Consider the following 12407-nt stretch of genomic DNA (forward strand, 5'->3'; position numbering starts at 1 on the left):
ACCTCTCCTGCTCGTTCGCATCGTGCGCAGCGCGTCGAGACGTCGGCGGTGCGCAGAGCGCCGGGGTTGCGGGCGCCGCAAGACCCTACCGTAGTGATCTCGAATCGTGAACGGGGCGTTCAGCATGTGAGTAGGGAACCCCCGTCGCCGTCACACCAGGACGGCGGCCTTCGCGTCGGCGCCCTCGGCGGGCCACAGCTCGTCGTACGGCCGGCCCGTGAGCTGCTCGGCGACCGCGCGAGCCTCGGGCGCGGCATCGGCCTTGGCGCCGCCGGCCTCGAGCCGGTCGATCTCGGCGCGGAGCACGGCGTGCGACGCGGCGTCGAGGCGGAAGAGCCGCGAGACGACGAACGCGACCAGGATGAGGACGGCGGGAGCGAGCACGGTGACCAGCACGACGGTGTGCAGCGCGCCCGCCGTCTGCGCGACCGGCTCGCCGTCGGACCCGGGCGAGACGAACCCGCCGAGCTCGAGCAGCCAGCCCACCAGCAGCGTGGCGAGCGCGCCCGTCGACTTGCGGCCGAAGGTCATGACGGCCGCGTAGATGCCCGCCCGGTCCTTGCCCGTCATGACGCGGTCGACGTCGGGGATGAACGGGAACACGTTCCAGGGCGTGAACTCGAGCAGCGCGCGGCCCGCCTGGTAGACGACGTTGACCACGACGAGCAGCACGACGACGGCGCCCGGCCGCAGCAGGTAGATCGCGCCCGTGGCCACGAGGGACAGCAGGATCAGCGAGTACGACGTCGCCCACAGGAAGCGCGGGCCCTTCCGCACCATGAGGAAGCCCGCGACGACCGTGACGGGCAGGCCGACGATCGACAGGGTCTGCAGGATGAAGCCCATCTGCTCGCCGTCGGGGATCGTCACCGCGTAGACCGTGAAGAACGTCAGCGCCGAGGCGTACACGTCCTTGCCGGTGAAGGAGAACAGGTAGATCGTCAGGTGCTTGCGGAAGCTCGCGTTGCGGAACGTCGAGCCGAAGTCGCGCAGGGTGGTGGCGACGGCCTCGCGCGCGGTCAGCCGCGGGCGGGCATCGAGCTCGGCGACGAGCTCGGGCGTCAGCTCGCGCTCCCACGTCGTCAGGTAGGTGGTGAGCACGGCCGCGCCGAACAGGACGGCGAAGATCGTGCCGGTGATGGTGAACGCGTGCGGGTTGCCCGTCTCCTTGACCATCGCGGGCACGAAGAAGACGACGAACGTGCCGGTCGCCGAGAGGAACATGCGCGTCGAGCTGAGCTTGGTGCGCTGGGTGTAGTCGTCGGTCATCTCGGTGGGCAGCGTCTCCCACGGGATGAGGATGAACGCCATGACGATCTCGACGGCCAGGTAGACCACGAGGTAGTACCAGAAGCCCCCGCCCGAGACCCACAGCAGCGGGAAGACGACCAGCAGCGCGGGCACCCCCACCAGCAGGAAGAAGTGCCGGCGGCCGAACCGGCGTCCGAGCCGGGTGCGGTAGAAGTTGTCGGTCGCCGGGCCGATGAGCAGCGACGCGACGGCGTCCACGATGCGGGCGACGAACAGGATGGTCGCGCTCTCGCCGACGCTGACGCCGCCGTACGTCGTGAAGAAGTACAGCATCAGGCCGCCGACGATGGTGTTCCAGCCGCCGCCCATGAAGTCCAGCACGCCGAAGCCGAGGCTCCGGGCCAGGGTGATGGGCCGCGCGGTGTACACCCGCGCCGTCGTCAGGTCCTTCGTCGTGCTCACGTCTGCCTCGCCTCGTCGCTCGGGTCGTGCGTCCGGGCCCCCTCGGCCGGACGTCCCGCGTGACTCTCGCCACGCGGCGAGTGACCGTAGCAAACATTCCTGCAAACGTTCTCATCCGTCAGCGGCGCACGTGGCCGTAGCGGTGCCGCGTGCGGCTGACGGCCTGCTCGCGCAGGAACGCGAGCAGCTCACGCTCGCCCGACGCGACGACGGGAGCGTCGAGCACGGTCGTCGTGCCCGGGTGGGCGGCGGCCGCCGCGCGCAGCCCGGGCGCAGCCCCGACCACCCGGATCCGGCCTCCGACCTGCCCGGACGCGACCGCGGCGGCGAAGTCCGCGTCGCTCGCCGGAGCCTCGTGCGGCACGCCCCAGCCGTGGTCCGCGGCGGGCACGACGACGGCGGGCACCCCGGCGCGGCGCGCGGCCGCGAGCACCCGGCTGACCTCCACGGGCAGCGCCCCGTCCCCCACCCGGACGGTCACCCGGTCGACGGGGCGCATCCGGAACGTGTTCTCCTCGGCGCGCAGGCCCGACGGGTCGTGCCCGGCGGCGAGGTGGGCCCAGGCGCGCTCGTCGTCGGCCTCGGCCCAGGCGAGCCAGGCGGCCGGGTCGGCGGTGCGCGAGGGGACGTCCGCGGCGTCGGACCACGCGCCGAGCTGGGCGACGTAGTGCGGGCCGCCCGCCTTGGCGCCGGGGCCGACGCTGGAGGCCTTCCACCCGCCGAACGGCTGGCGGCGGACGACGGCGCCCGTGATGTGGCGGTTGACGTAGAGGTTGCCCGCCTCGACGCGGTCGCACCACGTGGCGACCTCGTCGTCGTCGAGCGAGTGCAGGCCCGCGGTGAGGCCGAACGCGACGCCGTTCTGCAGGGCGATCGCGGCGTCGAGGTCGTCGGCCGTCATGAGGCCGAGCACGGGGCCGAAGACCTCGGTGAGGTGGAAGAACGAGCCGGGCGCGACGCCCTCGCGCAGGCCGGGCGTCCACAGGCGCTGCGGGTCGAGGCCCGCCGCGGCGGCCTCGGCGTCGAGGCGGCGGGGGCGCACCAGCCAGGTCTCGCCGTCCTCGAGCGTCGTGAGCGCGCGCTCCAGCTTGCCCGCGGCGGGCTCGGTGAGCGGGCCCATCACCGTGGCCAGGTCGGTGGCCGGGCCGACGCGCAGCGAGCGCACGGCGTCGACGAGCTGGCGGCGGAACCGCTCGCCGGTCGGCGTGGACGGGTCGCCGACCGGGCCGACGAGGATCGCGAGCGAGGCCGCGGAGCACTTCTGCCCGGCGTGGCCGAAGGCGCTGCGCACCAGGTCGGCTACCGCGAGGTCGAGGTCGGCCGACGGCGTGACGACGATCGCGTTCTTGCCGCTGGTCTCGGCCAGCACGGGGCGCTCGGGCTTCCAGCCGGCGAACAGCTCGGCCGTCTCGATCGACCCGGTGAGGATGACGCGGGCGACGTCGTCGTGCGTGACGAGGTGGCGGGCGACGCCGCGGTCGTGCACGCGCAGGAACTGGACGAGGTGCCGGGACTGCCCGGGCGTCAGGCCCGTGGCGGCGGCGGCGTCGAGCAGGCCCGCGTGGATCGCCTCGATCGCGAGCTCGAAGCAGCGCGGGGTGGGCGAGGCGGGCTTGGCGAGCACCACGGACCCGGCCGCGAGCGCCGCGAGCACGCCGCCGGCGGGGATGGCGACGGGGAAGTTCCACGGCGGAGTCACCAGGGTGACGCCGTCGGGGGTGAACCGGGCGCCGGGGACGTCGTCGAGCGCGCGGGCCGAGCGGGAGTAGTAGTGCGCGAAGTCGACGGCCTCGCTGACCTCGGGGTCGGCCTCGGCGACGGTCTTGCCCGCCTCGTGGACCATGGCGGCGACGAGGTCGGCGCGGCGCTCCTCGAGACGGGCTCCGACGGCGTCCAGCCCGGCCGCGCGGGCGGCGGGCGGCACGGCGGCCCACGCGCGCTGGACCTCGACGGCGCGGGCCACGGCGTCGTCGACGGCGGCGGTGGTGCCGAGCGGTGCGGCCTTGACGGGAACGAACCCGCTGGCCGCCCGGTCGAGGATGCGCCGGGCGAACGCCCGGTTCACGGCAAGGGCGGGATCAATGTCAACGGCGTTGGAAAACCCGCGGAACCCCCCGTCGAGCGACCCTGAATGTCCGGAGTTCGGGGGCGTATCGCGGACATCCAGGGTCGCTCGACCGTGGTTGGCCGGGGTGGGTGGGGGCTGGGGGTGGGGGTGGCGGCGGGGGGCGACGTCGGCGGGCGTGTACGGGACGGCCGCCGCGACCGACGCGCGGAAGGCCGTCTCCTGGGCGGCCATCGCTCCGGCGCCGAGGGCCGTCACCGCGTGGAGGAAGTTCTGCGGGGCGGCGTTCTCCTCGAGCCGCCGCACCAGGTAGCTGATGGCGACGTCGAAGTCCTGCGGGCGGACCACGGGTGTGTAGAGCACCACCCGGCCACCGTGCGGGGTGACCTCGTCGCGCACCGCATGGGCCTCGGCGGGGGCCATGCCCTGCAGCATCTCCAGGTCGAGCGCCTCCATGACGTCGCGTCCGCGGGCGACGAGCACGGCGAGGGCCAGGTCGAACAGGTTGTGGGACGCGACGCCGAGGCGCACCGCGCGGGTGCGCCCGGGCGTGAGCGCGGCGTCGAGGATGCGCAGGTAGTTGGCGTCGACGGCGGGCTTCGTGTCGTACGGGGCCGGGGCCCAGCCGTGCAGCTCGGCCTCCACGTGCTCCATCGCCAGGTTGGCGCCCTTGACGAGGCGCACCTTGACGCGGGCGCCGCCGCGCGCGACCCGCTCGGCGGCGAACGCGGTGAGCTCGTCGAGCGCGCCCAGGGCGTCGGGCAGGTAGGCCTGGAGCACGATGCCCGCCTCGAGCCCGCGGAGCTCGTCGCGGCCCAGGACGTCCTGGAACACCGCGGTGGTCAGCGCGAGGTCGCGGTACTCCTCCATGTCGAGGTTGAGGAACACGCCGTGCTCCTGCGCCGCGCGGTAGAGCGGCAGCAGCCGCGCGACGACGCGCTCGCGCGAGCCCTCCAGGTCCCAGGTGACGAGCTGCGCGGCGACCGAGGAGACCTTGACCGACACGTAGTCGACGTCGGGCCGCTCGACGAGCGCGACGGTCCGCGCGAGCCGGGCGCGGGCCTCCTCCTCGCCGAGCACGGCCTCGCCGAGCAGGTTGACGTTGAGCGCGAAGCCCTGGGCGCGGGTGCGGGCCAGATGCCTGCCCAGGCCGGGGCCGGCGTCGGCGACGAGGTGCCCGACGAGCTGTCGCAGCCGGGCGCGCGCGGCCGGCACGACGACCTGGGGCAGCCTCGGCGCGAGGCGCGCCCCCGCGCGCAGCAGGAGCCGGTCGCCGCGGCCGAGGAACGAGGCGGCGCCGGCCCTCGTACCGAGCGCGTCGCCGGCGCTCGCGCCGAGCGCGGCGAGCGCCTTCGCGGCCACGCGGACGTCCTGCGGCCGGGCGACGTCGTCGACGAACCGCACCGCGAGCTCGAGCCCGGCCGGGTCGGCGACGAGCCGGCCGAGGCGGGCGGCGTCGCGCGCCGCACGGCGGTCGGCGCCCGACGCCGCGGCCCAGCGGCCGGCCAGCGCGACGGCGTCGTCGACGAGATGGGCGAGCTCGACGTCCTGCTTCGTGACTGCCATGCCTCCCACTGTGGCGCAGACCGCGGCCCCCTGGCCTGCCCTAGGTTGTGACCATGACCGTTCCCACCATCACGCTCCCGCACGGCGCCGCGCTCCCCGCTCTCGGGCTCGGCACCTGGCCCATGGACGACGCCGAGGCCGCCGTCGGCGTCCGCACCGCCCTCGAGGCCGGCTACCGCCTCGTCGACACCGCCGAGAACTACGGCAACGAGACCGGCGTCGGGCAGGGCCTGCGGGACTCCGGCGTCGCGCGCGAGGACGTGTTCGTCACCACCAAGCTCAACCGGGCGTGGCACACGGACGTGCGCGGGGCGTGGGAGAACAGCGTGCGGCGCCTCGGCGTCGAGTACCTCGACCTGTTCCTCATCCACTGGCCCAACCCCGACCACGACCAGTACGTCACCGCGTGGGAGGGCCTCGTCGCGCTGCTCGAGCAGGGCAAGGTCCGCGCCATCGGCATGTCGAACTTCAAGCCCGCGCACCTGGACCGCGTCGTCGCCGCGACGGGCGTCGCGCCGGACGTCAACCAGATCAACCTCAACCCGTACGCGCAGCGGGCCGCATCCGTGGCCGCCAACGCCGCGCTCGGCACCGTCACCGAGGCCTGGAGCCCGATCAAGCCCGCCTCGATGCTGGCCGAGCCCGCGATCGTGCGCGCCGCCGAGGCGCACGGCGTCACCCCCGCGCAGGTCGCCCTGCGCTGGAGCACGCAGCACGGCTACGTTCCCATCCCCAAGTCGGCCGACCCCGTGCGGCAGGCGCAGAACCTGGCGGTCTTCGACTTCACGCTGTCCGACGACGAGGTCGCCGCCATCGACGCCCTCGACCGGGGCGAGGCGGGCGTGACGGACTCGGACGTGTTCGGCCACTGAGCCCGTTCCGGCGGCGGCCGCTCCCCTGCCCGGGGGCGGCCGCCGCCTGGTCTGTTGAGCCGCCCTGAACGCCCCCTGCGCGCGACACGAACCCGGGCACGCCGGTCCTGTGTGGCGTGGACCACCCGCGTCACTACCGTGGCAGTCGTGACCTCTGCGCCCTCCCCCATCGTCAGCGCCTACGCCCAGCTCGCGGCGGCGGTCCGGCACCTCGGCTACGACGAGGGCCTCCACCAGCACCTGCGCACGCCCCGGCGCGAGCTGCACGTCGCCGTGCCGCTGCGCACCGACGCCGGGGACCTCAAGCTCTTCCACGGCTACCGCGTGCAGCACAACGTCTCGCGCGGCCCCGGCAAGGGCGGGCTGCGCTTCAGCCGCGACGTCGACATCGACGAGGTGCGCGCCCTGGCGATGTGGATGACGTGGAAGTGCGCCGTCGTCGACATCCCGTACGGCGGCGCCAAGGGCGGCGTCACCATCGACCCGGCCGAGCACTCCGCCGCGGAGCTCGAACGCGTGACCCGCCGCTACACCACCGAGATCATGCCGCTCATCGGCCCCGAGACCGACATCATGGCCCCCGACATGGGCACCGACGAGCAGACCATGGCGTGGGTCATGGACACCTACTCGACGTCGCGCGGGCACACCATCCCCGCCGTCGTCACGGGCAAGCCGATCGCCATCGGCGGCTCGCTGGGCCGCGCCGTGGCCACCTCGGCGGGCGTCGTGCACGTGACCCAGTCCGCGCTCGAGGCGCAGGGCGAGAAGGTCGCCGGCAAGACGGTCGCGGTCCAGGGCTTCGGCAAGGTCGGCTCGCACGCCGCCGCGATCTACGCCGCACGCGGCGCACGCGTGGTCGCCGTCTCCGACGTCCACGGCGGCGTCCGCGACGACGCGGGCCTCGACATCGACCGCCTCTTCGCCCACGTCGCGGCAGCCGGCACCGTCGTCGGCTTCGCCGACGCGGACCCGATCACGAACGCCCAGATGCTCGCGATGGACGTCGACGTGCTCGTGCCCGCCGCCATGGAGAACGTGCTCACGGCCGAGACGGCGCCGACCGTCCGGGCCCGCCTCGTCGTCGAGGGCGCGAACGGCCCCACGACCCCCGAGGCCGACGCCGTCATGGAGGCCAACGGCATCACCGTGATCCCCGACATCCTCGCGAACGCCGGGGGCGTCGTCGTCTCCTACTTCGAGTGGGTGCAGGCCAACCAGGTGTACTGGTGGACCGCGCAGGAGATCGACGAGCGCCTCGAGCAGCGCATGGTCATGGCGTACGACGCCGTCGCCGAGCTCGCCCGCCGCGACGGGCTCTCGCTGCGCGAGGCCGCCAACGTCATCGCCGTCAAGCGCGTCGCCGAGGCGCACTCGATCCGGGGCCTGTACCCCTGACCGGGTCACGCGCGGGCGAGCTCCACACAGCCGTGACGTCGCGGCTGCGCGCGGCGGGCTGCGTCTTCGCCGAGGAGGAGGCCGCGCTGCTGCTCGAGGCCGTCGGTCGGGACGTGCCCCCCGGATCGGAGCGTGCGGCGCACGCCACGTCCCGATCCGCGGCGCACGTCCCGATCGACGCCGAGGGGCGGCTCGAGGGGCTCGTCGCGCGGCGCGTCGCCGGCGAGCCGCTCGAGCACGTCCTCGGCTGGGTCGCGTTCGCCGGGCGGCGGTGGGCGGTCGCGCCGGGGGTGTTCGTGCCGCGGCAGCGCTCCGCGCTGCTCGTCGACCTCGCCCTGGCGGCCGTGCGCCCGACCATGTCGGCCGTGCGCTCGACGACGTCGGCCGTCGTCGTCGACCTGTGCTGCGGCACGGGGGCGCTGGGGGGTGCCGTCGCGGCGGCGTTGCGGGACGACGGCGCCGCCGTCGAGCTGCACGCCGCCGACCTGGACCCGGCGGCGACGGCGTGCGCCGCGGAGAACCTGGCGCCGTTCGGCGGGGCGGTCCACACGGGCGACCTGTACGCCGCCCTGCCGCCGGGACTGCGCGGCCGGGTCGACCTGCTGCTGTGCCACGCGCCCTACGTGCCGACGGCCGCCATCGCGCTCCTGCCGCCCGAGGCGCGCGAGCACGAGCCGCTCACGGCGCTCGACGGCGGCCCCGACGGGCTGGAGGTGCTGCGGCGCGCGATCGGAGAGGCCACGGCCTGGCTGGCACCGGGCGGCACCCTGCTGTTCGAGCTGGGCGACGAGCGCCAGCGCACGACGGCGCAGGCCCTCCTGGCGCGGGAGGGCCTGCGCGCGACGGTGCACGAGGACGACGAGACGGGCGCCACCGTGGTCACGGCGACGGCCGCCCGCTGAACGTCGGCGCGACCTCGTCTCGCGCGGGACCCAGAACCCAGGCCCGCGGCGGCGACGTCAGGCGAGCGGCTGGTTGGCCGCCCACGTCGCCAGGGTGACGCGCGGGCCTGTGAAGAACGGGACCTCCTCGCGCACGTGGCGGCGGGCCTCCGTGGCGCGCAGGTCACGCATGAGGTCGACGATGCGGTGCAGCTCGTCGGCCTCGAACGCGAGCAGCCACTCGTAGTCGCTCAGCGCGAAGGTCGACATGGTGTTGGCGCGCACGTCGGCGTACCCGGCCGCGGCCATGCCGTGGTCGCGCAGCATGGTGCGGCGCTCGTCGTCGGGCAGCAGGTACCAGTCGTAGGACCGCACGAACGGGTAGACGCACGCGTAGTCGCGCGGCGCCTCGCCGGCGAGGAACGCGGGCACGTGCCCGCGGTTGAACTCGGCGGCGCGGTGCAGCGCGACGACGGACCACACGGGCTCCAGCGCGGCGCCGAGCTCCGAGGCCCGCAGGCGGTGGAACGCGCCCTGCACGGACTCCACGGAGGGGCCGTGCACCCAGATCATGAGGTCGGCGTCGGCGCGCAGGCCGGCGACGTCGTACGTGCCGCGCACGACGACGTCGCCCGTGGCGCGGGCGGGGTCACGGTCGGCGGACGGCTGGCCGTCCCACAGCGCGTCCTCGGCGGCGGCGACCACGGCGGAACGCTCCATGAGGTCCGACGGGAGCGCCTGCGTCGTCGCGAAGGCGGCGACCAGGGCGTAGCGGATCGAGGCGTTGATCGCCGTCGTGTCGACGTCGGCGCCAGTGCCCCCACCCCCGAGTCTCCTCGCTTCGCTGCGGGGACTCGCGGGGACCCCGGGGTGTCGCCGTGGACGTGGGTGGTGTCGCTCATCGGTGCATGTCCTCGCTGCAGAGTGCGGGAACGCCGCTGGGCTGCTCGTGGACGCGCAGGCAGCAGTCGTTCGGGGTGACGGACGGGAAGGCCGGGAACGACCCGACGACGGCCTCGTCCACCCGCTCGCCGCGGGCGAGCGCGGCGCGCTCCAGCACGAGGTCGACGAGCTGCTTGACGAACACCGGCCGGGTGCCGACCGTACCGGCCCGCACGGCCGTCATGCCGAGGTCACGAGCCGTGGCCAGGGCCTCGGTGTCGAGGTCGTAGGCGACCTCCATGTGGTCGGAGACGAACCCGATGGGCGAGAGGACGACGTCGCGCAGGCCGCTCTCCGCCAGCGAGCCCAGCAGGTCGTTGACGTCGGGCTCCAGCCACGGCTGGTGCGGCGGGCCCGAGCGCGAGCAGTACGCGAGCTCCCACGCGACGGCGTGGCCCAGGGCCTCGCCCACGCGCGCGGCGACGAGGGCTGCGATGTCGAGGTGCTGCTCGGCGTAGGTGGCGTGCCCGACGCCGGAGGCGGCCTCCATCGTCGTCGGGATGGAGTGCGTGACGAAGACGAGCCGCGCGGCGGCGGCGTCGCCGCCCGCCTCGGCCAGCGCGGCGAACGCCTCGACGACGGCGTCGACGTTGCCCTGGACGAAGCCGGGGGTGTTGAAGTACGCGCGGAGCTTGTCGAACTGGACGCCGGTGGAGCCGTCCGGGCCGAGCTGGCCGCGCTGGTCGAGCACGGCGGCGAGGTCCTCGCGGTACTGGCGGCAGCCGGAGTACGAGGAGTACGCGCTGGTCACCAGGGCCACGGCCCGCGTCGCGCCCATGGCCTCGAGCTCGTCGACCGCGTCGGTGGTGTACGGGGCCCAGTTGCGGTTGCCCCACACGACCGGCAGGTCGATGCCGCGCTCGGCGAGCTCCTTCTCGAGCGCGCCCTTGAGCGCGAGGTTCTGCTCGTTGATGGGGCTCTTGCCGCCAAATCCGTAGTAGTGCTCGCCCACCTGCTCGAGGCGGGCGTCGGGGATCCCCTTGCCGGCGGTGACGTTGCGCAGGAAGGGCACCACGTCTTCGGGCTTGTCGGGGCCGCCGAACGAGTACAGCAGCAGGGCGTCGTAGGGGCGCGCCCCGTGATCCGCGGAGAACGAAGGCATGCCCCGCATCCTCCCACCGGCGCCTCGGAGTTCCGACCACGATGCCGCGGAAGGGATGTGACGTTGTTGCGACGTGACGTCACCACGCGCGTTGTCGGTGGTCACGCCTACCGTGGGCCGCATGAGCCCGGAGCGACCGTGATCCGCACCCTCGCCGTCGACGGGTACCGCTCGGTCCGCAGCCTCGTGCTGGCGCTCGACCGGCTCACCGTCGTGACGGGCGCCAACGGGGTGGGCAAGTCGTCGCTGTACCGGTCGCTGCGGCTGCTGGCGGAGTGCGCGGCGGGCGGCGTCGTCGGGGCCGTGGCCCGCGAGGGCGGGCTCGCCTCGACGCTGTGGGCGGGGCCCGAGGTCATCGGCCGCGCCGTCCGCGAGGGCCGGCACCCCGTCCAGGGGACGGTCCGCAGCGGCCCGGTGTCGCTGCGGCTCGGGTTCGCGTCGGACGACCTCGGCTACGCCGTCGACCTGGGGCTGCCGCAGCAGCAGAAGCTCCCGGACGGCTCCCGGCACCCGTTCGCCAATGACCCCGAGATCAAGGTCGAGGCCGTCTGGACCGGCCCGGTCCCACGCCCCGCGGCGCTCGCCGCCGAGCGTCGCGGCCCCGCGGTGCGCGTCCGCGGCGACGACGGCGCCTGGCAGCCCCGCCCGGGGCGGCTGCGCACGTTCGAGTCGATGCTCACCGAGGTGGTCGACCCCGCGCGGGCGCCGGAGCTGCTCGACGTCCGCGAGCGCCTGCGCGGCTGGCGGTTCTACGACCAGCTCCGCACGGACCTGGACGCCCCCGCGCGCACGCCGCAGGTGGGCACGCGCACGCCCGTGCTCGGGCCCGACGGCGCGGACCTTGCGGCGGCCCTGGCGACGATCGCCGACCTGGGCCTGGGCTCTGACCTGGAGCGGGCCGTGTCGCGGGCGTTCCCGGGCTCGCGGCTCGCGGTCGACGCGCGCGACGGTCGGTTCGAGGTGAGGCTGCACCAGCACGGGCTGCTCCGCCCGCTGACGGCGGCGGAGCTGTCGGACGGGACGCTGCGCTACCTGCTGTGGGTCGCCGCGCTGCTGACACCGCGCCCGCCCGAGCTGCTCGTGCTCAACGAGCCGGAGACGAGCCTGCACCCGGACCTGCTGCCGGCGCTGGGCGAGCTGGTGCGCGAGGCGGCGCAGCGCACCCAGGTGGTGGTGGTGACGCACTCGGCGCCGCTCGTCGCGGCGATGGGCTCGGGCGACGGCGTCGCGCGCGTCGAGCTGGTGAAGGACTTCGGGGAGACACGCGTCGCGGGCCGCGAGGGCCGGTTCGACCAGCCGCCCTGGACGTGGCCGTCGCGCTGATCGGAGCGTGCCTCCCGGATCGGAACGTGCACGTGGGCGCACGTTCCGATCCCGCAAGCACGTTCCGATCGGGCGCGGGCGCCCGGGGCGCGCTCGATCAGGCTGCGATGCCGAAGCGGGCGCGCGTGACGACGTCGCCGGCAGCGACGGTCTCGTCCTCGGGGATCCGCGTGCGCGGCTCCACCCGGGCGTTCGCGCCCAGGCGCACGCCCTTCTCCAGGCGCGCGCCGTCGCCGACGGTCGCCCCCGGTCCCACGTGGACGTACTTGCCCACGACGACGTCCTCGCCGACGCGCGCGTCGGCGTCGATCCACGCGCCCGACGCGATGGTCGTGCCGGACTCGACGCGCGCGCCGGGCTCGACCCAGGCGTCGCGCGCGACGAACGCGGTCGCGTCGACGCTCGCCTGCGGCGAGACGAGCCCGCCGCCGTTGCGGTGACGGCGGTAGACGACGCGCTCGCCCGCCTCCTCGAACTCGACGCGCATGGTGCTGCGGCCGGACATGCACTACCTCCCTCTCGGGACGCCGGTGGTGACGCACCGG

Annotated in this window: 9 protein-coding genes; 4 read left to right on the plus strand and 5 right to left on the minus strand. The window is 74.8% G+C overall.

Annotation, left to right across the window (positions count from 1 at the left end):
• Positions 1-150: 150 nt before the first annotated feature.
• The gene (locus ET471_RS01895; protein WP_207207314.1) at positions 151-1713 is read right to left on the minus strand and encodes an MFS transporter; all 1563 of its coding nucleotides are present in this window, start codon (positions 1711-1713) and stop codon (positions 151-153) included.
• 118 nt (positions 1714-1831) lie between these two features.
• The gene (locus ET471_RS01900) at positions 1832-5344 is read right to left on the minus strand and encodes a bifunctional proline dehydrogenase/L-glutamate gamma-semialdehyde dehydrogenase (RefSeq protein ID WP_129186348.1); all 3513 of its coding nucleotides are present in this window, start codon (positions 5342-5344) and stop codon (positions 1832-1834) included.
• A 53-nt stretch (positions 5345-5397) separates the two neighbouring features.
• Here ET471_RS01900 and ET471_RS01905 point away from each other — a divergent pair, with 53 nt between their 5' ends.
• The 3 genes from ET471_RS01905 (at position 5398) to ET471_RS01915 (ending at position 8516) form a co-directional block, all read left to right on the plus strand.
• The gene (locus ET471_RS01905) at positions 5398-6216 is read left to right on the plus strand and encodes an aldo/keto reductase (RefSeq protein WP_129186349.1); all 819 of its coding nucleotides are present in this window, start codon (positions 5398-5400) and stop codon (positions 6214-6216) included.
• 147 nt (positions 6217-6363) lie between these two features.
• On the plus strand, positions 6364-7614 hold the full coding sequence (locus tag ET471_RS01910) for a Glu/Leu/Phe/Val family dehydrogenase (protein WP_129186350.1): 1251 nt from the start codon (positions 6364-6366) through the stop codon (positions 7612-7614).
• Between the two features lie 32 nt (positions 7615-7646).
• Entirely contained in the window at positions 7647-8516 is an 870-nt protein-coding gene (locus ET471_RS01915; RefSeq protein WP_165350364.1) for a putative protein N(5)-glutamine methyltransferase, read from the plus strand.
• Between the two features lie 57 nt (positions 8517-8573).
• Here ET471_RS01915 and hemQ read toward each other — a convergent pair whose 3' ends face one another.
• Together hemQ and ET471_RS01925 are read right to left on the minus strand one after the other, a co-directional pair.
• Positions 8574-9215: a hydrogen peroxide-dependent heme synthase gene (gene hemQ / locus ET471_RS01920; protein ID WP_242496377.1), complete on the minus strand. Its 642-nt coding sequence runs from the start codon at positions 9213-9215 to the stop codon at positions 8574-8576.
• A 178-nt stretch (positions 9216-9393) separates the two neighbouring features.
• Positions 9394-10539, minus strand: a complete 1146-nt coding sequence (locus ET471_RS01925; RefSeq protein ID WP_129186352.1) for a ferrochelatase — start codon at positions 10537-10539, stop codon at positions 9394-9396.
• A gap of 138 nt (positions 10540-10677) precedes the next feature.
• Between ET471_RS01925 and ET471_RS01930 the strand changes: the two genes are divergently transcribed.
• The gene (locus ET471_RS01930) at positions 10678-11862 is read left to right on the plus strand and encodes an AAA family ATPase (RefSeq protein WP_129186353.1); all 1185 of its coding nucleotides are present in this window, start codon (positions 10678-10680) and stop codon (positions 11860-11862) included.
• 97 nt (positions 11863-11959) lie between these two features.
• Here ET471_RS01930 and ET471_RS01935 read toward each other — a convergent pair whose 3' ends face one another.
• Positions 11960-12367: an LbetaH domain-containing protein gene (locus ET471_RS01935; protein ID WP_129186354.1), complete on the minus strand. Its 408-nt coding sequence runs from the start codon at positions 12365-12367 to the stop codon at positions 11960-11962.
• Between the last annotated feature and the right edge of the window lie 40 nt (positions 12368-12407).

Origin of the sequence: Xylanimonas protaetiae (assembly GCF_004135385.1) — a bacterium.
Lineage (GTDB): Bacteria > Actinomycetota > Actinomycetes > Actinomycetales > Cellulomonadaceae > Xylanimonas > Xylanimonas protaetiae.